The organism is Umezawaea sp. NPDC059074 (assembly GCF_042738955.1).
GTDB lineage: Bacteria > Actinomycetota > Actinomycetes > Mycobacteriales > Pseudonocardiaceae > Umezawaea.
Map to the genome: position 1 here is coordinate 78950 of NZ_JBHYHC010000004.1, position 22840 is coordinate 101789.

Here is a 22840-nt window from a genome sequence, read left to right on the forward strand (position 1 = left end):
GGGTAAGCCGTCCGGAGGATCACCTGGTGGACAAATAGGAGACAGTTCGTGGCCGCCTTTTCCGGGGGTCGAAAAGGCGACAGATCCAGGACATCCGATCATCTCCGCCCGTTCCGGGAATACCATTCCCCCCGTGGTCCAAGCGCATTCGACCGGCTACGACGTGTTCCTCTCCTACAGCGGCGACGACCGCCCTGTGGTGCGGGAACTGCGCGACGCGCTGGAGAAGGCGGGCGTGCGCACGTTCCTGGACGAGCGCGACATCCGTTTCGCGCACAGCATCACCGACGACATCCAGACGGCGTTGCGGTCGTCGAAGACGATGCTCGCCTACTACTCCGCGTCGTTCCCCGGCCGTTCCGCGTGCCAGTTCGAACTGCACCACGCCTATCTGTCCGCGGTGCGCACCGGGGAAGTGGAGAAGCGAATACTGGTCGTCAACCCGGAGAACCCGAGGACCGACCACCTGATGCCGGTGGAATTGGCCGCGCACCGCTACTTCCGACCGTGGAAATCGAAAAGCGAACTGGCCGAACTGGTGGCCGCGATCCGGGTGGCGACGCTGGCCGTGCGCACGCCGTTCGCCGGGATCGACTTCACCGCCCGCGCCACGACCCGGCAGACGTCGCCGGGCGAGCCGACGGCGGCGTACGTCGGCCGGTACCGCGACCGGTGGGCGATCCACTCCGCGCTGCACCGCCACGACCACCCGCTGATCCACGCCGTGACGTCGCAGCCGGTCGCCGGGCTGTCCGGCATCACCGGCATCGGCAAGAGCGCGCTGGCCAAGGTGTACGTCCACGACTTCGGCTTCCTCTACGGCGGCGGCACCCACCGGATCACCCTCACCGGCACCGACGACTCGCCCGACCGCGTCCGCGCCGCGCACACCGCCCAGCTGGTCGAGCTGGCGAAGTCCGTGGACGACCGGCCGCCCGACCTGTCCCGCCCGACCGTGCTCGCGTGGTGGAACGCCCGCCTGGCACGGGAAGGGGCCCCGACGCTGTGGATCGTCGACGACGTCCCCGCCGGGCTGCCGCGGGACGTGCTGACCGAGCTGATCCCCCACGCCCCCGGCGTCCACACGCTGCTGATCGGGCAGCGGGAGTTCCCGCCGGACATCGCGATCCCGGTGCGGCTGCGGGCGTTGACGGCCGACGACGGCCACGAGCTGTTCACCCGCGACCACCCCGCGTCCGCCGCCGAGACCCGTGCGGTGGACGACGTCGTGCGGCGGCTGGGCGGCCACCCGTACGCGATCCTGTTCGCCGCGGCGGCGTCCCGCGCCCGTGAAGGCCTGTGGAGCCTGGGAGACCGCGCGGACCACCTCACGACCGACGCCACCGTGCTGGCCGAGGCCCTGCGCACGGTGCAGGACGTGATCGCGACCTTGTCGCCTGCCGAGAAGGCGGTGCTGGGCCTGGCCGCGGTCTGCTCCGCCACGCCCCTGCCCGCCGTGCTCGTCGCCGACGTGCTGGCCGCCCTGTCTCCGGGCACGGAGGCGAACACCGTCCTCGCGGGCATGGACCGGGCGATGCTCGTGGACCGCGTCGACAGCTCCCCGTCCTGGCAGGTGCACCAGCTCGTCCGGCAGGCGGCGCGGCGGGCGCTGCCCGACGCCGACCTGAACACCGTCGCCGCCATCGCCGCGTACAAGCTGATCACCTTGGCGGGCACGGAGGACGTCGGGCTCGGCGAGCACGCGGGCGCGCTGCTGGACCGCACGGCCGACTCGCCCGCGTTCGCGAACGGCCTGAACCTGGTGGCGGCGCGGGACTACGACCGGCGCGGTGAGCCCGCGTTGGCCGCCCCGTTCCACGAGAGCCTGCACGCGCTCGACCCGGACCACGTCGAGCACCTGCTGGCCGCCGCCCGCGCCCGGCGCGCGGCGGGCCACCTCGACCGGGCCGCGGCGCACGCGGACCGCCTGACGGCGTTGGCCACCGACGACCTCACGACCCTGCGGGCCGCCTGCGTGCGCGCGGAGGTGCTGGACGCCAGGGGGAGGCACCGCGACGCGGCTCCGCTGTGGACGTCGGCGCTGGCGAATCCCTTGCTGCGCACCACGTCCCCGGTCGAGCAGATCGTCGTCCGAACCGCCCACGTCCACAACAGACGGTCGTTGGGGCACTTCACCGAGGCCAGGACCCTGGCGACGGCCCTGCTCGCGGAGTTCGCGGGCACGACCCCGGTGGAGGCGCTGATCCCCGCCCGGCTCGAACTGGCCGAGATCGGTCTGGCGAGCGACGACCGGCACGGCGCGCGGAAGGCCGCCCAGGACGTCGTCGACCACTACGAGCGGCTCGGGCTCCCCCTGCACGCCAACGCGGTGGAGGCCACGGCGACGGTGCAGGAGGGCCAGTTCGACATCCACATCCTGGAACGGCTGCCCACCGAGGACGACTGGCGCACCGCCGAGGCGAAGCTCCGGGCGCTGCTGGAGACCGCGCGGCACACGTTCGGCCCGGACAACCCGCGGACCGCGCGGATCGCCGTGGCGCACCTGCGGGCCATGGTCGGCCGCGGCGCGCCGAGCCTCGTCGTCGAGGAGTACTCGCGGCTGCCCGACGACCTCGCCCAGCAGTTGGGCGTCGACCACCGCCTGCACCTGCGGGCGCTGTTCCTGCTGGGGCAGGCGTTCGCGCAGCGCGGCGACCACGAGGCCGCCCTGACCGCGTACCGCAGGGCGTTGGCGGGCCAGGAGACCTCGCTCGGCCACGAGCACCCGGAGACCCTGCGGACCCGGTACGAGCTGGGCGTGACGCTCCTGACCACGGGCGATCGCGCGGGTGGCCAGGAGGCCATCCGCGCGGTCCTGCGCGACGTCGGGCAGGAGGTCGGCAAGCGCAACGAGCTGCACACCCAGGCCATGGTGGCGCTGGGGCTGTCCTCGTTCCTGCCCTCGGCCGTGTGGCGGGCCGTCGACCGGTTCGACAAGCGGCGCGAGCGCTGACGGTCAGGCCTTCAGCACCTCGTCGAGCTTGGCGGTGAACGCCTCGGGGTCCGACAGGTAGCCGACGTGGCCGCCGGGGAAGACCGCGACCTCGGTGTCGGTCTCCTTGGCCAGGATGCGGATCGCCTGCACCGGAGGGGTGTCGATGGAGTCGACGCCCACCGCCGGGACCAGGCTGGAGTTGACCGTGGTCAACGCGGCGAGGTCGGGCTGGTAGTCGACGAACGACATCATCTCGTAGCGGAAGAAGAACGGGACGTTGGCGTCGATGCGGCGGGCGGTCTCCTGCTCCTCCGGGGTGCCGTTCAGCAGTTCCTCGGGGGTGCCGGAGCCGTTGCCGAACACGGCCATGCCCGCCTCGCCGCCCGCGCGCTCGAACTCCGCGAGCGCGTGCCGCAGGAACGCCAGGTTGGCCTCGCGGTCCGGGGTCAGCGTGAACGCCGGGGCCTCGTGCGGGATGCCGCGGCGGACCAGGTCGGGCCTGCGCGCCAGGACGTCCAGCACGATGAGCGCGCCGGAGCTGCTGCCCAGCAGGTCGGCGGGCTCGCCGTTGCCCAGCAGTTCCAGCAGGGCGATCGCGTCGCTCGCGTGCTCCTCGATCACCTGCGCGGTGGGCGGGCCGTCCAGGACGCTGCGGCCGTTGCCGCGCCGGTCGTAGTGCACGACCGTGTAGCGGTCCTCGAAGTGCTTGCCCACCAGCTCGAAGTTCGTCGTGTCGCTGGTGCCGCCGCCGATGAACAGCAGCACCGGACCGGATCCGGCGTGCTCGTAGTAGATGGTCGCGCCCGGAACCTTCAGCGTGTTTCCCATTCGGGGCACGCTAGCGCGGGCCGGTGGAGCGCCGGTGGAGCCGGGAGTCCTGATCGGACCGAGTAGAACCCCTTATGGGAACGGCGTTGCCCGGTCCGCGTCGACCGTCCTAGCCTGGGAGTCAGGGGAAGGAAGCACATCGGCCTCGCCGCCGTCCGAGGGATTCCCCTCATCGAGATCGTCTCCGTCCGACCCGCGCGGCCGAAAGGAAAAACGATGCCGACCACCTTCCCCACCGCCCTCCTGGACGTCCGGTTCAGCGAACCCGGCGTGGAGCCCACGTCGTGGGAGGAGACCCTGCGCCTGCTGGAGACCGCGGAGCTGTTCTGGCTCACCACCGTCCGCGCCGACGGCCGCCCGCACGTGACGCCGGTCGTCGCGGTGTGGCACGAGAACGCGCTGTTCTTCAGCACGGCGTCGTTCGAGCAGAAGATGCGCAACCTGGAGCACAGCGGCAAGGTCGCCGTGACGACCGGCAACAACCTGTGGACCGAGGGCCTCGACGTGGTCGTGGAGGGCCGCGCGTCGCTCATCACCGACCCCGACGACCTCACCGGGATCGCCGCGGCGTTCAGCGCGAAGTACAGCGACGACAAGGGATGGCACCTGGAGATGATCGACGGCGTCGCCCACGTGGCGGGCCACCCGGCCGTCGTGTTCCGGATCGACCCGGACAAGGTGCTGGCGTTCGGCAAGGCCCCGCACGCGCAGACCGGCTACCGGTTCGCCCGCGCCGCGGTGTCGGCCTGACCGTGAACGGCGGCGAAGCTCCTGGGGGCGGTTCCCAGGAGCTTCGTTGTTCGTTTCGGTGGTGTCAGAGGACTTCCGCGACGGCGGTCGCGAAGTCGGCGTGCCGGAACTCGAACCCGGCCTCGCGCAGCACCGTCGGCACGACGCGCAGGCTGATCAGCGCCAGCTCGTCGGCGGCCTCGCCGAGCGCGAGGCGGACCACGGACTTCGGCACGGACAGCAGGACCGGTCGGCGCAGGGCCCGACCGAGCGCCCTGATGAACTCGTCGTTGGTCACGGGTTCCGGCGCGCACAGGTTGACCGGCCCGGACACCTCGGGGTTCTCCACCAGGAAGCGGATGGCGGCGACCTCGTCCGGGACGCTGATCCACGCCACGTACTGCTCGCCGTCGCCCAGCCTCCCGCCGAGCCCGAGCCGGATCACCGGTTTGAGCTGGCTGAGCAGACCGGCGTCCGGCGAGAGCACGAGCCCGGTGCGCAGCAGGACGACCCTGGCGCCCGAGTCCCGCGCCACGGCCGTCGCGGCCTCCCAGTCGATCACCATCTCGGCGAGGAAACCCTTGCCCTCGCCCGAGTCCTCGTCGACGACGTCGGCGCCGGTGTCGCCGTAGAAGCTCAGGCTCGACGCGTTGAGCAGCGTCGGGACGCCGTGTTCGGCGACGGCCGCCGCGAGCACCCCGGCCGGGGCGATGCGGCTGTCCCTGATCCGCCTCTTGTGGGCCGGGGTCCACCGGCCCTGCACCGAGGCGCCGCACAGGTTCACCACGGCCCCCACCCCCTCGAACGCCCCGTCCGCGATCTTCCCGGACGGCGGGTCCCACTCGCGTTCGTCGTCGGCCACCGGTTCGCGCCGCACCAACCGGCGCACCTCGTGACCCGCTCCGCGCAGTTCGGACACCACCGCGCTGCCTATGAGTCCTGTCGATCCCGCGATGAGAATCAGCATGCGAACGACGTTATGGTCGCTCGCTCCACCGGCGCTTCAGCATCGCTCGAACCGGTCGAACCAGTCGAAACCGCCCCCGCGGCGGGCGGCGGGCCCGACCGCCCGCGCCCGCCACCGCGGGGATCAGACCGTCGAGCGGGTCTCGAGGATTTCCAGGTAGTGCTCGTTGAACATGAGACCCAGGATGTTGCCGAACGGGTCGACGACCGACGCCGTCACGAAGCCGGGCCCGTGCTCGGTGGGCTTGTCGTGCAGCGTCGCGCCCAGGGAGAGGAGCCGCTCGATGTTGTCCTCCAGCTCGTCGACGTGCCAGTACACCATCGCACCGCTGGGCTGCTCCGAGCGTGTGTGCGGGGCGAACCTGCTGTCCAGGATGCCCAGCTCGTGCAGGTAGTCGCCGATGCGGAACTCCACGTACAGCGGGGTGCCCTCCTCCGGGCGGGCGAAGTACGGCTCCTGGCCCAGGACCTCGGCGTACCAGGCGACCGCGGCCGGGACGTCGTCGGCGAAGAAGTTGACGGTGGTGAGGCCTCGCAACATGGGGTGGTTCCTTCCTTCAGCGGATGACACTTACCATCATCCGGTCTAAAGTGCTCACCATCTGAGCACTTTGTCAGTGAAACTGGGTGACATGCGCGCAGACCGCCTCGTGGCCACGCTCCTGCTCCTCCAATCACGCGGACGGGTCACGGCCGCCGACCTGGCGACCGAGCTGGAGGTCTCCGTCGCCACCGCGCGCCGCGACCTCGAGGCGCTGTCGGCCGCGGGGATTCCCGTGTACCCGCAAGCGGGACGTGGTGGCGGCTGGTCGCTCGTCGGCGGCGCGCGCACCGACCTGAGCGGCCTGTCCGCGCCCGAGGCGCAGGCGCTGTTCCTGCTCGTCGGGCCCGCGGCCGCCGTCTCCGGCGAGGCGAAGGCGGCGCTGCGCAAGCTCGTCCGCGCCCTGCCGAAGGGGTTCCGCGCGGACGCGGAGGCCGCCGCGAGCGCGACGATGATCGACCCGGCCCGCTGGGGCGAGCAGGACAAGCGCAGGCCGGAGACCGTGGACGTCCTCCAGGCCGCCGTGGTGCGGCGGCGGAAGATCCGCATCACCTACGCCAAGCACGCCCGTGACCGGTCCGTGCGACTGGTGGCCCCGTGGGGCCTCGTCGACAAGGACGACGTCTGGTACCTGATCGCGGGCACCGACAACGGGCAGCGGACCTTCCGCGTCGACCGGATCGTCGAGACCGAGCCGACGGACGAGCCCGCCGACCGCCCGGACGACTTCGTGCTCGCCGAGGCCTGGGAGCGGGTCGTCGGCGAGGTGGAGGACAAGCGGTCCCGCACGACGGCGGTCGTGCTCGCGCCCACCCGGCACGTGTCCGTGCTGCGCACCCACTTCGGGCGGCACTGCCGGGTGGAGGAGGACTACGCCGACGGGCGCTCGCGCGTCCACGTCGCCGCGCCGACCCCGCTGGACATCGCCCGGCACCTCGCCGGGTGGGGCGCCCAACTGGAGGTCGTCGAGCCCCCGTCGGTCAAGGCGGAACTCGGGCGGATCGGCGCGGAACTCGCCGACCGGTACGCCGAATAGACCCTGCACAGCATTGATTGTTTTCACCGGAATCATTTCGATAAGCAGCGCTGATGATGCGGCCGTTGCTCCCACAGTATTACCGGCTTAGGGTAAACGCAAACGTCAGCCCGTAATCGGATCGAGTGAAAGGGGGCGACGTGAAGTTCGGGGTATATCCGGCCTACATCGGCGGCCGAGACGTCACCGGCGAGAACGCGCAGTTCGTTCACACGATCACCGCGCGGGCGCTGATCGAGGACACCTTCCCCAGCCTGGGTCTCAAGCGCGACCTCGACCTCGGGGTCATCGACCCCCGCCAGGCCGGGGACAGCGTCGTCGGGGCGTGCGTCGTCGCCGACGAGGCCACGGCCGACCTGGCGCTCGAGGCCGCCGCGCTGGCCGTCCCCGCGTGGGGCCGCGTCCCGCTCGCCGACCGGCTGGAGATCGGCCACGCCATCGCCCGGCGGCTCCAGGAGCACAGCGACCCGCTGGTCGAGATCCTGGTGGCCGAGGGCATGCCGGTCTCGTCGGCCCAGGGCATGCTCATGGGCATCCCGTACACCGGCTGGAGCCGCGAGACGCTGGAGTTCTGCGCGTCGCAGCTGGAGTTCCGCCGGACCGACGGCGTCCGCGAGATGGTCCTGCGCCGGGTCCCCGACGGCGTGGTGTGCATCAACCCGCCGCAGAACGCCGCCATGGTCAACGCGCTGAACGGCCTCACGGCCATGCTCGCGGGCAACACCGTGGTCGTGCGCGCCCCCCGCGGTGTGGCTCTGAGCTGCATGTACGCCATCCGCGAGGTCGTGGCGCCGGTGCTGGAGGAGGCCGGAGCGCCCGCGGGCACCGTCAACGCCTTCTGCGGTGCCCCGGTCGTCGACAAGTGGCTGGCCAGCGAGCACGTGAACGACGTCATCTACTTCGGCGGCAGCAAGAAGGGCCTGGAGTTCGAGCGCGAGGCCATCGCCGCGGGCAAGAAGCCGATCCTGGAGCTGGCGGGCAACGACTGCTGCGTGGTCTGGCGCGACGCCGACCTCGACGCCGCCGTGGACACGATCACCCAGTTCTTCATGTCCTCCGGCCAGATCTGCTCGGTGCCCAACCAGGTGGTCGCCCACCCGGCCATCGCCGACGAGCTGGTGGAACGCCTGGTCGAGGCCACGAAGAAGATCAAGCCGGGCTACCCGGACGAGGTCGGCGTGGTGCTCACGCCGGTGCTCGGGGTCGACTGGTTCTACGGCTGCCTCGGCGAGGCGCTGGCCAAGGGCGCGAAGCTCGTGCACGGCGGCCACCGCCTGGAGGTCGACGGCACGCAGTCGGACACCGGCTTCTTCGTGGAGCCGAGCATCGTCCGGGTCGAGGGCCTCCAGGGCGCCAGGGACCTGTCCGTGGTGCGCGACGAGACGTTCTTCCCGCTGCTGCCCGTCATCGTCCCCGACGTCCCCACCTCGGACGACGACCTGCTGGAGGAGGTGCTGGCGTTCGTCAACTCCAACGCCTACCACCTGCGGAACTCGGTGTGGACGACCAGCGCCGAGACGATCGACCGGTTCCTCTCGGGCGTCACCAACGGCGGCCTGCTGAAGATCAACGACTCGCACGGCGCGTTCCTGCCGTTCCTGCCCAACCAGGGCGGCGCGGGCCTGACCGGCGGCGCGTTCGGCGAGGCCAACCACCCCATGCTGCGCAGCACCCGCCTCCAGGGCGTGAGCGTCGTCCGTCCGGAAGGAGCACAGACCCCGTGACCAGCCGCATCCTCAAGGCCGCCGTCCGGGCGTCGGCGGCCGACGTGATCACCCGGTTGAGCGACGACTCGACGTTCGCCGAGCAGGCCGACGACATCGTCTCGATCACCGACGCGGGCAACGGCCTCCGCACGTGGGTGCTCGCCTTCCGGGGCGGCGCCGCGACGTGGACGCAGGGCACCCGACCGGGGGCGGACAACCCGCTCCGCGTCGAGTTCGCCCAGATCAGCGGCCAGTTCCAGCACCTGTACGGCGCGTGGACGGCCGTGGACACCGCGGACGGCTGCGAGGTCACCTACGAGGTGGACTTCCGGACGAACGTGCCGCACCTGGCGGGCGCGATCGACTCGGCCGTCGGCCGGGTGCTGGTCCGCACCGCGCACCAGCTCCTCTCCGCCGCGGGCGGACCGGCGCGCGTCACCAAGGGCTCCCACCTGCTGTGGGACCTCGCGGAAAAGGCTCCGTCACCCGTCTGAGCTATTTCCCACCCGCTCCACCGAAATTCTAGCGATTCTCCACCAGCGCTCCACCAAAGACGACTACCGGCATTTCGCCGCCGCAGTCACCTCGGCCGGTCCCGAAGCCCGGCGTGTTCATTTCTTCGCGATTCCCGGCGCGCCCGAAAACGCCCGCGCCGGGAATTCCCACCCCCGCCGACGTCGGGAACCGATCACGAGGAGAAGCAACCATGGATCGCGTCTGCATCATCGGAGCCGGTTGGTCAGGCCTCGCCGCCAGCCAGGTCCTGCACGAGCGCGGCATCCCCTTCGACTGCTACGAGGCCGGGTCCGAGGTCGGCGGCAACTGGCGCTACCTCAACGACAACGGCATGTCCTCGGGGTACCGGTCGCTGCACATCAACACCTCGAAGAAGCTGTCGGAGTACCGCTGCTACCCGATGCCGGAGGAGTACCCGCCGTTCCCCAGCGTCTTCCAGATGTCGGAGTACCTCGACGACCTGGTCGACCACTTCGGGTTCCGCGACAAGATCGCGTTCCGCACCGAGGTCACGCACGTCGAAGCGGCCGAGGAGGGCGGCTGGACCGTGACCTCGCGGCACCGCGACACCGGCGTCGAGACGACGAGGCACTACGGGTCGGTCATGGTCGCCAACGGCCACCACTGGAAGCCCCGCGACCCGGAGCCCGCGTTCCCCGGCGTGGAGACCTTCACCGGCACGCAGATCCACTCGCACTACTACAAGACGCCCGAGGAGTACGCGGGCAAGCGCGTGCTGGTGCTGGGCTTCGGCAACTCGGCCGCGGACATCGCGGTCGAGACCTCCGGGGTCGCCGAGCGCACGTTCCTCACCACCCGCCGCGGCGGGTACGTGTTCCCCAAGTTCATGTTCGGCAAGCCCGCCGACGACATGATCAGCCCGTTCCTCACCATGGTCATGCCGCGCGAGCAGCAGCGGTGGATCATGGCGCTGCTGCTGAAGCTGTCGATCGGCAGCGTGCAGGACTTCGGCCTGCCCAAGCCGGAGCACAAGCTGTTCAACTCGCACCCGACCGTGTCGGAGACGCTGCTGCCGAAGCTCGGCCACGGCGACATCGGCGTGAAGCCGAACATCAGCCACTTCGACGGCGGCTCGGTGCACTTCGTCGACGGCAGCGTCGAGAAGATCGACGCGGTGATCTACGCGTCCGGCTACCAGGTGAGCTTCCCGTTCCTGGACGAGAGCGTCATCGCGCCGACGGACAACGACGTGTCGCTGTTCCACCGGGTCGTGGACCCGAACCACGACGGCCTGTACTTCATCGGGCTGTTCCAACCGCTGGGCGCGACGACCGTGCTCGCCGAGGCGCAGTCGCACTGGGTCGCGGACCTGTTGCAGGGCAAGGCGGCCCTGCCGTCGACCGAGGCGATGGCCAAGGAGATCAAGGGCTACAAGGACGCGCTCGCCAAGCGGTACGTGACGTCCAAGCGGCACACCATGCAGGTCGACCACTACCCGTACCTCGCGGAGCTGCGCGGCGCGCGGAAGAAGGGCGCCAAGCTCGCGCGGAAGGCGTTGAAGGCGCGCAACAAGGCCGCGTTGAAGACGCCGCTGAGCAGCGACTACCAGCCCGAGGAGGTGTCGATCCGGATCGACGCGCACCCGGACGTCGTGTGGGACCTGATCAGCGACGTGACCCGCATGGGCGACTGGAGCCCCGAGTGCTGGAAGTGCTCCTGGCGCGACGAGACGCGCGGGGTCGGGGCGAAGTTCACCGGCCACAACAAGCGCGGCTGGATGCGCTGGGTCACCAGCAACACCGTCGAGGCGTGGGAGCGCGGCAAGGCGTTCTCCTTCCACACCACCACGAACGGCGTGCGGTGGGGGTACCGGCTGGAGCAGGACGGTGACGGCACCGTCGTGACCGAGCGGTGGGACGTGTCCGGGCAGAGCGAGGCGCAGCGCAAGCGCACGGCGTCGTTCGCGAACATGATGCTCGGCGGGTACGAGGGCCACACCGCGGAGCTGCGCGCCGGGATGACGGCGACGCTGGAGCGGGTCAAGGCCGCCGCCGAGGCGGTGGAGCGCCCCGCCGCCGTGCGCGAGCTGGTGGCGCTGGAGCAGGCCGCCTGACCGTTCCGCTTGTGCTGGAGCCGCACCGGGGTTGTACTCCGGTGCGGCTCCAGCGCGTGTCCGTAGCGTGTGGACGGCTGTCGACGGGAGGTCGGTGATGGAGCACCAGGTGTTCGCCACGATCGAGGAGTTCGAGGCGTGGATGGAGGAGAACCACGCCGTCGCCGACGAGGTGTGGGTGCCGCTGGCGAAGAAGGGCACGGACGTCCCGTCGATCACGCGGGACGAGGCGCTGGACGTGGCGCTGTGCTACGGCTGGATCGACGGGAAGTCGTTCTCCGGCAGCACCCCCGAGGGCTGGTGGGCGCAGCGGTTCTCGCCGCGGCGCAAGCGCAGCCCGTGGTCCAGGATCAACTGCGCCCGCGTGCAGGAGCTGATCGAGGCCGGGTGGATGCGGCCCGCTGGGCTGGAGCAGATCGAGGCGGCGAAGGCCGACGGGCGGTGGGACGCGGCGTACGCGCCGCAGAGCACCGCCGAGGTGTCGCCGGAACTGCGGGCGGCGCTGGACGCCTCCCCCGCGGCGTCGGCGGCGTTCGACGCGCTGAGCCGGAGTAACCGGTACCAGATCCTGCTCACGCTCCAGAAGGCCAAGAAGCCGGAGACCCGCGAACGGCGGATCGCCGACTACGTGGATCGGCTGGCGTCCGGCGACCCGCCGCACGGGCCGCGGAAGCCGAAGTGAGGACGTGCCGTGCACACCGAGAACCCCGGATCCGGCGAAGGGATCCGGGGTCCGGGGTTCGAGCGCGGTTCCCGGCGGCCGCGCGACGGGCGCCTCGGGGATGGGCACCTGGCGCTCGCCGGGTCGTGTCGGGAACCGCGACCGGTCAGCGGCTCGGGTCGTAGCCCGAGCTGAGGATCCTGATCGCCTCGACCTCGTGGGGGCAGGGGTCCGCGGTGGAGGCGCACCCGTGCAGGAGGTGCTCCTTCGCCGCGCGTTGCAGGTAGGACGCGACCGTGAACAAGCCCTGGCTGTTCGCCACCCGGACCGCCGCCCTGAGCAACTCGGGTCCCGCTGGATCGGTGATCATCACCGCACCTCCTGCCGCCGTGTGACGACACGATGGCCCCGCCCGCTCCGAGGAGCCTCGACGACTCCTTGACGCGGGTCAGGCCAGCATCTTCTGCATCTCCCGCGTCTCCGCGCGGTCCAGGCGGGCGTCCGCGCTGAGGATCGCGCGCTGCAGCTCCCGCAGCCGCGCCGACGGTTCCACGCCCAGCTCCTCGATCAGCGTGCCGCGCAGCGCCTTGAAGGCGTCCAGCGCCTGCCACTGCCTGCCGGAGCGGAAGAGGGCGACCATGTGGTGGGCGCACAGGTTCTCGTTCATCGGGTAGCGCGCGGTCAGCACGGCCAGCTCGCTGAGCAGCACGTGGTGCCTGCCGCAGCGCATCTCGGCGGCGATCCGGCTCTCCACGACCGACAGCCTGCTCTCCTCCAACCGGGTGACCTCGATGCTCAGGGACTCGCCCGTCGGCACGTCCACCAGCGCGGGGCCCCGCCAGATGTCGAGCGCGCCGCGCAGCAGCCTGGCCGCCGACTCGAAGTCGCCCGCCTCCGCCGCACGCCGCCCGGACTGGGTGAGGCGCTCGTACTCGTGCACGTCCACGTCCTCCGGCGCCACGTCCAGCAGGTATCCGCCGAACCGCGTGGCCAGCACGCCCGTGGCGTCGTCGCCGATGAGCCTGCGCAGCTGCATGATGTAGGTCTGCAACGTGGTGCGGGCGCTGCGCGGGGGCCGTTCACCCCACAGCTCCTCGATCAGCGTCGCGACCGGGACGACCTGACCGGCGCGCAGCGCCAGCAGGGCGAAGATCTGCCGGGGCTTGGCGGCCGTCGGAAGCACCGAGCGACCGTCCACTGTGGCCTCCAACAGGCCCAAAACCTTGATCTGCATCGCCGTGCCTCCTCGGTGATCCCGACTCCTCCTGGTGCTTCACCAGTCCACCGCACGGCCGCTCGTTTCCCCAGTGTCGTTACCACCAGTCCGACGTGAAGTCACCCCCTGCCGGGCATGAAAACTTCACGTTCGAGGCAGGTACGCCGTAACTACCGGCGAGTCGTTCTCCACCAGCAGAATCCTGACCAGCACTTTCCACGAAATCCGCCGCTCAAACATCATCTGGGGAGATTGAGATGAACACCACGACCCGCACCGCCGACGCCCTGGCCGACGACCTGGACCTGGTCATCTACGAGTTCGACCGCCCCTCCGGTCACGCCCTGGACTTCCTCGGGTTCAGCGTGCACACCGAGGGCGGCCCCATCCCCGGCGTCCGCTCCGCACTCGCGGGCTGAGAGAGCGGGACCGCGGCCATGGGGAGACACGAGCGCATCGGGTTCAAGCGGCACTTGAGGCCGGAGATCGTCCACGGCGAGGCGGTGTACCTCTTCTCCGAGAGCGGGGTGACGGCCCTCCAGGGACCGCACGTCGAACTGCTGGCCCCCCTGCTGGACGGGACGCGGGACCTGGAAGCGCTGCTGCGGGACCTGCCGGAGGCGGTGTCCGCCGACGACGCCGGACGCCTGCTGACCAGGCTCGGAGCGGCCGGGTTGATCGGCGCGGTCGCGCCGGACGAGGACAACCGGCCCGCACTGGCCTACTGGGACGCCGCCGGGCTGGACGCCTCGGCCGCCGTGCGCGGCGCGGGCGCCGGGCGGGTGCGGGTGGTGACCGTCGGGGGCGCGTGCCAGAAGGGCGTGGTCGGCGCGCTGGTCCGCGCGGACCTCGACGTCGCCGTCGGCGACCTGGGTCTCGACCACACCGAGCCCGCTGACCTGGCCGTCGTCGTGTGCGGCGACTACCTCGACCCCGAACTGCGCGCCGTCGACGAGCGGCACCGCGCCGCGGGCACGCCGTGGCTGCTGCTCAAGACGACCGGCACGCAGGTGTGGGTCGGACCGTTCTTCACCCCCGGCGAGGGCGCCTGCTGGCGCTGCCTCGCCGCGCGACTGTCGGCCAACCGCCCGGCCGAGGCCCACGTGCAGTCGGTGAGCGGCAGGCTGGGTCCCGCCGCGCGCCCGGCCGTCGGCCTGCCGTCGGTGGCGGGCACCGCGACCGAGGTCGCCGCGCTGGAGGCCACCAAGTGGCTCGCGGGCTACCGACACGCGGGCCAGCGCGAGATCTGGATGTACGACAGCCTGGACATGCGGGTCACCCACCACGAGGTGCACCGGATCCCGCAGTGCGCGGGCTGCGGCGAGCCGGACCTGGTGCGCGACCGGACCAACGCCCCCGTGCGGCTGGGATCGCGGCTCAAGCGCTCCCGCGACCCCGGCGGCCACCGGTCCGCGTCCCCGCAGGAGGTGCTGGACCGCTACCGGCACCTGGTCAGCCCGGTCACCGGCGTGGTCAAGGAGATCCGCCGCGACCAGCGCGGACACGACTTCTTCCACTCCTACCGCTCCGGCACGAACGCCGCCGCGTGCGCGGGCGGGCTCGACGGGCTCCGCTCGACCCTGCGCTGCGACAACGGCGGCAAGGGCGTCACGCCGTTGCAGGCCGAGGTCGGCGCGCTGTGCGAGGCGCTCGAACGGCACAGCGGCAGCTACCACGGCGACGAGGCCACGGTCCGCGGCAGCTACCGGGGCATCGGCGACGACGCCGTGCACCCGGACTCCTTCCAGCTCTTCGACCAGCGCCAGTTCGAGGACCGGGTCGAGCGCAACGCCGCCCACTCGCCGTTCCAGCACGTGCCCGAGCCGTTCGACGAGCACGGCGTGCTCGACTGGACGCCGGTGTGGTCGCTCACGAACCAGTGCCACCGGCTGCTGCCGACCGGCTCCCTCTACTACGGGGCCCCCGCGCCCGCCTCGATCACCGCGAACTCCAACGGCTGCGCGGCCGGGAGCAGCGTCGAGGACGCCGTCCTCCAAGGGCTGCTGGAGGTCGTGGAGCGCGACGCCGTGGCCCTCTGGTGGTACAACCGCACCCGGATGCCCGCGATCGACCTGGACTCGATCGGCGACCCGTTCGTCGACGAGCTGCGGGACGTCTACGCGGAGCTGGGCCGCGAGGTGTGGGTGCTCGACCTGACCGCCGACCTGGACATCCCGGTCGTCGCTGCGGTGTCGCGGCGGCTCGACGGGCCGCGCGAGGACGTCATGTTCGGCTTCGGCGCCCACCTGGACCCGAGGGTCGCCGTGCGGCGCGCGCTGACCGAGCTGAACCAGGTGATGCCGTCCATCACGACCCTGCGCGACCAGGACTGGCGGCGCATGGACGTCGACCTGCGCAACTGGCTGCGGAACTGCTCCACGGGCAACCAGCCCTACCTGCTGCCCGACCCGTTCGCCCCGGCGCGGCGGATCTCGGACTTCCGCTACACGCCGCACACCGACCTGCTGCTGGACGTCGAGTCGATCCGGACTCGCCTCGAACAACGCGGACTGGAGCTTCTCGTGCTGGACCAGACACGCCCCGACGTGGGGCTTCCCGTGGTCAAGGTCGTCGTCCCCGGCATGAGGCACTTCTGGTCCAGACTCGCTCCAGGGCGGCTCTACTCCGTCCCGGTACGCCTGGGGAGGGTCGAGCGACCTGCCGCGTTCGACGAACTCAACCCGGTTCCGATGTTCCTGTGACCGGCGTCGGTTTAGCGCGGCCTGGGCAGAGTTGGAGTAGTGCCGTGACATCTCACTTCCCCTCCGGGCGACCGCTCTTCTCGTTGCTGGAGGACACGTACGTCAGTGCCGTCGGGCACCGGCTGACCGTGCACGGCAGGTGGGGTGACGTCGAGGTGAGCGACGACAGCCCGCTCGTGCGGGAGGCGCTGAACCGGATGAGCCTGGGCCCGGTGTCGCTGGAGAACATCCCCGTGCTGTTCGCCGAGTTCAACCGCTGGCGGACCGAGGGCTACTGCGGCACCGAGTGGCCGCGGCTGCGGCTGACGCTGGACGAGCTGGGCGGCTGCGTGGTGCCGTCGCTGGGCCTGCACGACGGGGCGGGGCCGATCCTGTCCCTGGAGGCGGTGGTGGGCGACGCGGTGTTCCGGTGGCCGCAGATCGAGGACGACGACCCGATCGAGTTCCCGCCCGAAGCGCGGATCGAGGACGTGCACGGCGACCAGGCGCTCGTGTGCGCGGGTCCGCCCTACCTCGTGGTCCTGCACCGCACCCCGGCCACCGGGATCGCGAAGCAGTTGCTGGACGGCAAGACGACGGTCGCCGAGGTCGCCGAGAGGCTCCAGGTCGACCAGGACATCGTCGCGGACGTCGTGGCGTACCTGGCCAGCGCGGGGTTCATCCTCACCGAAGGCTCCCGGTGAACCAGACAAAACACCGTTCGGGCACCGGTAGCATGACGCCCGTACGGCGAGGTCCCCAACTCTTGGTATGGGAGTGGTTGTGGCAGAACGCCTCGACGCCGTAGCGCCGCAGGGACGCGACAGCAAGGGCAGGGCGGCCGGACTCGCCCCCAGGCTGGCGCTCCTCGTCGTCACGGTCGTGTTCGCGGGCTTCGTCGTGAACGCCTTCCAGTACGTCGTCGCGGAGCAGGCCACCTTCGCCCACGTCGCGCCCGCCGTGCTCAGCCTCGCCGTGATGATGGTGCTGCAACTGGGTTTCTTCAGCAACCCGGCCGCGGACGTGCGCGGCAAACGGGGCTACGCGGCGCTGCTCGTGCAGGCGGTCGTCGTGCTCGGACCCATCGCGCTCTACGGCAAGGGCTGGACCGGGATGCAGGGCTTCCTGGCCGGTGACGCGCTGCTCGTGCTGCGGCCGTTGGCGGCGTGGCCGGTGTTCGCGGCCGTCGCCATCGCCAACGGGATCCTCCAGTACCTGATCACCGACGCGCCGCTGGAGACGGTGTACATCATCAACCTGACGGCCGTGATCGGCCTCGTGGTGTACGGCCTGTCCCGCCTCAGATCGCTGGTGAAGGACCTCGACGACACCCGGTCCGCGCTCGCGGGCCTCGCCGTGGCCCGCGAACGCCTGCGCTTCGCCCGCGACCTGCACGACCTGCTCGGGTTCTCGCTCTCCGCCATCACGCTGAAGACCGAACTGGCCCACCGGCTGGTCCCCCGGCTCCCCGACCGGGCCCGCCGTGAACTGGCCGAGATCCTCGACATCTCCCGCCAGGCGCTGTCCGACGTGCGGGCCGTCGCCTCCTCCTACCGCGAGCTGTCGCTGGACGACGAGATGGCGTCCGCCCGCTCGGTCCTCACCGCGGCCGAGGTCGTCGTGACCGTGAAGTGCGACCGGGGCGACCTGCCGACCCGAACCCGCACCGTGCTCGCGACCGTCCTGCGCGAGGGCGTGACGAACCTGCTGCGGCACAGCAAGGCCGAGCAGTGCGAGATCACCGTGGTCCGCGACGACCGCACGGTCTCCATCGAGATCGTCAACGACGGCGTGCGCGAGTCCGACGAGCCGGTCGACCACGGCAACGGCATCGGCAACCTGACCTCCCGCGTCGAGGGCCTCGGCGGCGAGCTGACCGCCGGGCCCGGCCCGGACGAGACCTACCGGCTGCGCGCGGTCGTCCCGCTGCACCCCGAGGACGACGACGAGGACGACGACCAGCCGGCCACGACGAAGTCGCTACGCCGACGCCTGGAGCAGGGGCACGCGCTGGCGCCCCGGCTCGGCCAGGTGATCGCGACCGCGGTGTTCTGCGGCTACGCGATCAACGCCACGGTGTTCGTGGTCGCCGCGAACATGGGGCTGCTGGGCAAGGTCGTCGCCGAGGCGTGCGTGCTCACGTCGCTGGCGCTCGTGCTCGGCTTCTTCAGCCGCCCGTCGGTCCGCGTGCGCTCGCCGAAGGGCTACGCGCTGCTCGGCGTGCTGGCCGCGGCCACCTACCTGCCGATCGCGCTGTTCCAGAACCCGTTCCTCGGCCTGCCCGGCCTGCTCGCGGGCAGTCTGCTGCTCGCGCTGCCCGCCCGGTTCGGCCTGCCGATGTTCCTCGCGGTGATGGCGAGCATGGGCGGGATCCAGTACGCGTTGAGCGGCGACTCGATCAGCGTCACCTACGGCGTGCTCGTGACGATCAACCACGGCCTGGTCGTGTTCGCCCTGTCCCGCTTCCGCACCACGGTCCGGGACCTGTACGAGGCGCGCTCGGAACTCGCCGACCTGGCCGTGACCCGCGAACGCCTGCGCTTCGCGCGAGACCTGCACGACCTGCTCGGGTTCTCGCTGTCGGCCATCACGCTGAAGTCGGAGCTGACCCACCGGGTGGTGGACCGCGACCCGTCGCGGGCGCAGCAGGAGCTGTCCGGGATCATCGACATCTCCCGCCAGGCGCTCGCCGACGTGCGTGCCGTCGCGTCCTCCTACCGCGAGCTGTCGCTGGACGAGGAGACGGTGTCGGCGCGGGAACTGCTGACCGCCGCGAACATCAACGTGACGATGCGGCTGGAACCCTGCGAGCTGTCGCCGGACGTCCGGACCGCGCTCGCCACCGTGCTGCGCGAGGGCGTGACCAACCTGCTGCGGCACAGCCGCGCGGAGAACTGCGAGATCACGCTGGCGCGCCGGGGCGACCGGCTGACGATGGAGATCGTGAACGACGGCCTGGCTCCCGCGGGCAGCAGGCCGTCGCGGGCACGGGTGGTGTCCGCGGTCATCGGCGGCGGGTCGGGCATCCCGAACCTCACCGCCCGCGTGACCGACGTGGGCGGGACGCTCAGCGCGGGCAGCGCGGACGGCACGACCTACCGGCTCCAGGCCGAGATCCCCCTGAGCTGACCGTCCCCTGTGGACTGATCGCCTTCCCCTTCCGCAGTCCCCCTCTGACGTACCAAGGCCAACCAACGCGGATACGCTGGCACTCCCCCACCGCCACACCCGCGAGCACGTCGGTCCGATGTGGACGCACCCGGCACGACAAACGCCCGCCGCACGCCCCGAAGGGCTTCTGCGACGGGCGTGAGCGGTGGCGGACGAGGCTCGCGCGGGCCCGGACGGCCCGTGGGGAAGTGCCTAGAGCCAGCCCGCGTCGGACGCGATCCTGATCGCGTCGACGCGGTTGCGCGCGTCCAGCTTGGTGACGATGGTCGTGAGGTAGTTGCGCACGGTCCCCGCGGACAGGGATAAGGCGCGGGCGATGTCCGGCGCGTCGGTCCCGTCGGCCGCCAGCCGCAGCACCTCCAGCTCGCGCTCGGTCAGCGGGGACTCCCCGCGGTCCCACGCGGCGAGCGCGAGCTGCGAGTCGACGACCCGCCGCCCGGCCGCCACGTCGCGGATCGCGGTGGCGAGCTTGGCGGGCGGCGCGTCCTTGAGGATGAAGCCGTCCACGCCCGCCGCCAGCGCGCGGCGCAGCGTCCCCGGCCGGGCCAGCGACGTGAGCATCAGCGTGCGGACGTGCGGCATCGTGGCGCGGATGGTGCCCGCGGCGGTGAGGCCGTCGAGCACCGGCAGGTCGATGTCGATGACGGCCACGTCCGGGCGGTGCAGCCGCACCATCGGGATGATCTGGTCCCCCGACTCGACCTCCGCCACGACCTCGATGTCGGGTTCGAGGTCGAGCAGGGCCACCAGTGCGCCCCGGACCATGTGCATGTCCTCGGCCAGCAAGATCCTGATCATCCCCGCCGTTTCCCTCCACCCGGTCCGGCACACCCTAGCGCCAGACTCCTCGACATCGGCATTCCGGAACCCCTTCAGGAGGCCAGCTGCGGCACGACCGCGCCGCCGCGCACGTCCAGGCCCGAGTCCGCGCTCAAGATCGCCCGCTGGAGCTGCCGGAGGCGCTCGGAGGGGGCGAGGCCCAGCTCCTCGACCAGCCGGTCGTGCAGCGAGCGGTACTCCTCCAGCGCGCGCCACTGCCTGCCCGAGCGGTACAGGGCCAGCATGTGCTGCGCGCGGAAGTTCTCGTGCATCGGGTGCTGGGCGGTGAGCATGGACAGCTCGCCGAGCAGCGCCTGGTGCCTGCCGAGCCGCAGTTCGGCGTCGATGCGGGTCTCCTGGACGCCGAGCCTGCTCTCCTCCAGCCGGGTGATCTCCATGCCGAGCCGCACGCCGATCTTCACGTCCGACAGCACCGGGCCGCGCCAGACCGCCAGCGCGGCGCCGAACAGCGTGGACGCCTCCTCCAGCCTGCCCGCGTCGAACGCCAGCCTGCCCGCCTTGGCGGAGCGCTCGAAGGCCGCCACGTCCACGCTGTCGGGCCCCGCCTCCAGCAGGTAGCCGCCGTATCTGGTGACGAGCACGTCCTTCGCGTGCGGGTGCGGCGCGGCGGCCTCGATCTTCCGGCGGATCCGCAGGACGTAGGTCTGGAGCGTGGTGAGCGCGCTGCGCGGGGGCGTCATGCCCCACAGCTCCTCGATCAGGGTGGGCACCGTCACGACCTGTCCCGCCTGGAGCCCCAGCAGCGCGAGCAGCTGCCGCGGCTTGCTCGCCGTGGGCGTGATCGACACGCCGTTCAGGCGGGCTTCCAGTGGTCCCAGCACCTTGATCTCCATGGAACTCTCCCCAGTCTCGATGTCCGGTTTGCGCACTACCAGTGCATCCGATCGGTGCCAGGTGACGCCACATACCGCGGCACGTATCCACAGTGACCAAGTAATGTCCGACGCGGTGAAAGTTTCACCCGGTCGAGGAAAACTGCATTCGGTAGCAGTCCGAGCGCGGGTAGTGATGAAGGGCGAACCGCATTCCTCCGCGTGTCGGAGCACGAGCGGAGGACGCCCTTGTAGTATTTGCCGTGGTGCGTCCCTGGGGGCAGAAATGACGGCACAGGCCCATCCGCCCGGAAGTGTCCGGCTGTCGCTCTGGCCTGCCCGCCGCACCACCCGGAGCGCCCTCGCGGTGATGTGCGGACTGGCCGTCGTCGAGATTGGCCACGTGCTGCTGGCCGGTCGCGACTTCACCCATTCGGCGGTCGCCATCGCCGTCATTGTCTTGTTGTCATCCGTGCAGTTGTTCTATTTCTGCCGACCGGACGCGCCATTGCGGTTCCCGATCGGGCCACTCGTGGTGACCGGCCAGATGGCGCTCGTGTTCGTCCCGGTATTCGCCTTTCACCACTCGTGGATCGCGCTCCCCGGTTTGCTGGCGGGCAGCGTGCTGCTGGTGTTCCCCGCGCCCGCGGGCAGGGTGGCGTTCGGGCTGACCGTCGCGGCGGCGGGCGCGGCGCAGGCGGCCACCGGCGGTGACGCCACCACCGTGCTGTTCGGCGTGGTCGCGGCCGCGTTGACCGGACTGGTCGTGCACGGCCTGCCGTGGTTCGCCGCGCTGGCCGCGAGGTTGGCCGAGTCGCGCACCGAGCTGGCGCTGTGCGCCGTGGCCGACGAGCGCCTGCGGGTGTCCCGCGACCTGCACGACCTGCTCGGCTACGGCCTGTCCGCGATCAAGCTCAAGAGCGAGCTGGTCCACCGGATGCTGCCCGACCAGCCCGAACAGGCGCGCGAGTCGGTCGCGGAGATCATCGACATCACCCGGCTCACGCTGGTCGACGTGCGGTCCGTCGCGCTGGGCTACCGGCTGCTGTCGGTGCGGGACGCGGTCACCTCCGCCAAGGCCGTGCTCACCTCGGCCGACATCGACGTCCGGCTGGAGCTGGACGACCGGCCGGTGCCGGAGCCCGCCGCGACCGTGCTGGCCACGCTGGTCCGCGAGGGCGTGACGAACGTGCTCCGGCACAGCAAGGCCGAGAACTGCGAGATCAGCGTGCGCCGGTGCGGTCGGCTGGTGCTGCTGGACATCGTCAACGACGGCGCGGGCCACGGGACCCGCGACCGGTCCGGCAGCGGCGTGCGGAACATGACCGAGCGGGTGCGCGAGATCGGCGGCCAGGTCACCGCCCGGCACGTCGACGACGACCGGTTCCACCTGCACGCGTCGATCCCGCTCGACCTGGCCGTGGAGGCCGCCGAGAAGGCCGAGGAGGAGCTGGCGGGCTAGAGCCAGCCGGACTTGCGGGCGATGCGGACCGCGTCGACGCGGTTGCGCGCCTCGAGCTTCATGGTGACCGTCGTCAGGTAGTTGCGGATCGTGCCGACGGACAGGAACAGCCGCTTCGCGATCTCCATCGCGTTCGCGCCGTCCGCCGCCAGCCGCAGGACCTCCAGCTCACGGGGGGTGAGCGGGCACTCGTCGCCGTCCCACGCGGCCAGCGCGAGCTGCGAGTCGATCACCCGCCTGCCGACCGACACCCCGCGGATCGCGTCCGCGAGCTGGTTGATCGGCGCGTCCTTGAGGATGAACCCGTTGACGCGGGCGGTGAGCGCGCGGCGCAGCGTTCCGGGTCGCCCCAGGCTCGTGAGGATGAGCGTGCGGGTCTCCGGAACGCTGTCGCGGATGAGCGCGGCCGCGGAAAGGCCGTCCATGCCGGGGAGGTCGATGTCCAGCACCGCGACATCGGGTTTGTTCTGCATGACCGCCGGAAAGATTTCGTCACCGTTGGCGACGGACGCGACGACTTGTATGTCCGGCTCCAGGTCGAGCAGCGCGACGAGGGCACCGCGCACCATTTGCACGTCCTCGGCGAGCAACACCCTGATCATCCAGCCCCCTAGCATGTGTGCTCCGGTACCAGAGTCTTACACTCCGTAAGGGGCCTGTACATGC

General features: G+C 71.1%; 20 protein-coding genes. 12 read left to right on the forward strand and 8 right to left on the reverse strand.

Features of this window, described 5'->3' with window-relative positions; translation table 11 throughout:
• Positions 1 to 133 precede the first annotated feature (133 nt).
• Entirely contained in the window at positions 134 to 2953 is a 2820-nt protein-coding gene (locus ACFWW9_RS03150; protein WP_390370832.1) for a TIR domain-containing protein, read from the forward strand.
• 3 nt (positions 2954 to 2956) lie between these two features.
• Here ACFWW9_RS03150 and ACFWW9_RS03155 read toward each other — a convergent pair whose 3' ends face one another.
• A complete protein-coding gene (locus tag ACFWW9_RS03155) occupies positions 2957 to 3763 on the reverse strand; it encodes an alpha/beta fold hydrolase (RefSeq protein ID WP_390370833.1) in 807 nt (268 codons plus the stop codon).
• Positions 3764 to 3979: 216 nt separating this feature from the next.
• On the opposite strand from ACFWW9_RS03155, the gene ACFWW9_RS03160 reads away from it, so the two are divergent.
• The gene (locus ACFWW9_RS03160) at positions 3980 to 4513 is read left to right on the forward strand and encodes a pyridoxamine 5'-phosphate oxidase family protein (RefSeq protein WP_390370835.1); all 534 of its coding nucleotides are present in this window, start codon (positions 3980 to 3982) and stop codon (positions 4511 to 4513) included.
• A gap of 64 nt (positions 4514 to 4577) precedes the next feature.
• Here ACFWW9_RS03160 and ACFWW9_RS03165 read toward each other — a convergent pair whose 3' ends face one another.
• Together ACFWW9_RS03165 and ACFWW9_RS03170 are read right to left on the reverse strand one after the other, a co-directional pair.
• Positions 4578 to 5459, reverse strand: coding sequence for a TIGR01777 family oxidoreductase (locus ACFWW9_RS03165; RefSeq protein ID WP_390370837.1), 882 nt, complete (start codon positions 5457 to 5459; stop codon positions 4578 to 4580).
• 123 nt (positions 5460 to 5582) lie between these two features.
• On the reverse strand, positions 5583 to 5999 hold the full coding sequence (locus ACFWW9_RS03170) for a VOC family protein (protein WP_390370839.1): 417 nt from the start codon (positions 5997 to 5999) through the stop codon (positions 5583 to 5585).
• A gap of 91 nt (positions 6000 to 6090) precedes the next feature.
• On the opposite strand from ACFWW9_RS03170, the gene ACFWW9_RS03175 reads away from it, so the two are divergent.
• The 5 genes from ACFWW9_RS03175 to ACFWW9_RS03195 all read left to right on the forward strand — a co-directional run bounded on the left by ACFWW9_RS03175 (position 6091) and on the right by ACFWW9_RS03195 (position 12013).
• On the forward strand, positions 6091 to 7035 hold the full coding sequence (locus ACFWW9_RS03175; protein WP_390370840.1) for a helix-turn-helix transcriptional regulator: 945 nt from the start codon (positions 6091 to 6093) through the stop codon (positions 7033 to 7035).
• A 140-nt stretch (positions 7036 to 7175) separates the two neighbouring features.
• On the forward strand, positions 7176 to 8759 hold the full coding sequence (locus ACFWW9_RS03180; protein WP_390370842.1) for an aldehyde dehydrogenase family protein: 1584 nt from the start codon (positions 7176 to 7178) through the stop codon (positions 8757 to 8759).
• Entirely contained in the window at positions 8756 to 9235 is a 480-nt protein-coding gene (locus ACFWW9_RS03185) for an SRPBCC family protein (protein WP_390370843.1), read from the forward strand. The genes ACFWW9_RS03180 and ACFWW9_RS03185 overlap by 4 nt, the downstream gene beginning before the upstream one ends.
• A 212-nt stretch (positions 9236 to 9447) precedes the next feature.
• The gene (locus ACFWW9_RS03190) at positions 9448 to 11331 is read left to right on the forward strand and encodes an NAD(P)-binding domain-containing protein (RefSeq protein ID WP_390370844.1); all 1884 of its coding nucleotides are present in this window, start codon (positions 9448 to 9450) and stop codon (positions 11329 to 11331) included.
• 97 nt (positions 11332 to 11428) lie between these two features.
• Entirely contained in the window at positions 11429 to 12013 is a 585-nt protein-coding gene (locus tag ACFWW9_RS03195) for a YdeI family protein (protein ID WP_390370845.1), read from the forward strand.
• A gap of 145 nt (positions 12014 to 12158) precedes the next feature.
• On the opposite strand, the gene ACFWW9_RS03200 is transcribed toward ACFWW9_RS03195, so the two are convergent.
• On the reverse strand, positions 12159 to 12362 hold the full coding sequence (locus ACFWW9_RS03200) for a hypothetical protein (protein ID WP_390370846.1): 204 nt from the start codon (positions 12360 to 12362) through the stop codon (positions 12159 to 12161).
• A 78-nt stretch (positions 12363 to 12440) separates the two neighbouring features.
• Positions 12441 to 13226 (reverse strand): BTAD domain-containing putative transcriptional regulator, encoded by a 786-nt coding sequence (locus ACFWW9_RS03205; RefSeq protein WP_390370848.1) that lies wholly within the window; start codon positions 13224 to 13226, stop codon positions 12441 to 12443.
• 239 nt (positions 13227 to 13465) lie between these two features.
• Here ACFWW9_RS03205 and ACFWW9_RS03210 point away from each other — a divergent pair, with 239 nt between their 5' ends.
• The 4 genes from ACFWW9_RS03210 to ACFWW9_RS03225 all read left to right on the forward strand — a co-directional run bounded on the left by ACFWW9_RS03210 (position 13466) and on the right by ACFWW9_RS03225 (position 19018).
• The gene (locus ACFWW9_RS03210; protein ID WP_390370849.1) at positions 13466 to 13627 is read left to right on the forward strand and encodes a hypothetical protein; all 162 of its coding nucleotides are present in this window, start codon (positions 13466 to 13468) and stop codon (positions 13625 to 13627) included.
• 18 nt (positions 13628 to 13645) lie between these two features.
• Positions 13646 to 15910 (forward strand): TOMM precursor leader peptide-binding protein, encoded by a 2265-nt coding sequence (locus ACFWW9_RS03215; protein ID WP_390370851.1) that lies wholly within the window; start codon positions 13646 to 13648, stop codon positions 15908 to 15910.
• 44 nt (positions 15911 to 15954) lie between these two features.
• Positions 15955 to 16593 carry a hypothetical protein gene (locus tag ACFWW9_RS03220; protein WP_390370852.1) on the forward strand — a complete coding sequence of 213 codons (639 nt, stop codon included), beginning with the start codon at positions 15955 to 15957 and terminating at the stop codon, positions 16591 to 16593.
• A 79-nt stretch (positions 16594 to 16672) separates the two neighbouring features.
• The gene (locus ACFWW9_RS03225) at positions 16673 to 19018 is read left to right on the forward strand and encodes a sensor histidine kinase (RefSeq protein ID WP_390370854.1); all 2346 of its coding nucleotides are present in this window, start codon (positions 16673 to 16675) and stop codon (positions 19016 to 19018) included.
• A gap of 234 nt (positions 19019 to 19252) precedes the next feature.
• Here the strand turns inward: ACFWW9_RS03225 and ACFWW9_RS03230 are convergent, their stop codons facing one another.
• Together ACFWW9_RS03230 and ACFWW9_RS03235 are read right to left on the reverse strand one after the other, a co-directional pair.
• Positions 19253 to 19858, reverse strand: a complete 606-nt coding sequence (locus tag ACFWW9_RS03230; RefSeq protein ID WP_390370856.1) for a DNA-binding response regulator — start codon at positions 19856 to 19858, stop codon at positions 19253 to 19255.
• Positions 19859 to 19932: 74 nt separating this feature from the next.
• Positions 19933 to 20733: a BTAD domain-containing putative transcriptional regulator gene (locus tag ACFWW9_RS03235; protein WP_390370858.1), complete on the reverse strand. Its 801-nt coding sequence runs from the start codon at positions 20731 to 20733 to the stop codon at positions 19933 to 19935.
• A 265-nt stretch (positions 20734 to 20998) separates the two neighbouring features.
• Here ACFWW9_RS03235 and ACFWW9_RS03240 point away from each other — a divergent pair, with 265 nt between their 5' ends.
• Positions 20999 to 22174: a sensor histidine kinase gene (locus ACFWW9_RS03240; protein ID WP_390370860.1), complete on the forward strand. Its 1176-nt coding sequence runs from the start codon at positions 20999 to 21001 to the stop codon at positions 22172 to 22174.
• Here the strand turns inward: ACFWW9_RS03240 and ACFWW9_RS03245 are convergent.
• On the reverse strand, positions 22171 to 22776 hold the full coding sequence (locus ACFWW9_RS03245) for a DNA-binding response regulator (protein WP_390370862.1): 606 nt from the start codon (positions 22774 to 22776) through the stop codon (positions 22171 to 22173). The two genes, ACFWW9_RS03240 and ACFWW9_RS03245, sit on opposite strands and share 4 nt — an antisense overlap.
• Between the last annotated feature and the right edge of the window lie 64 nt (positions 22777 to 22840).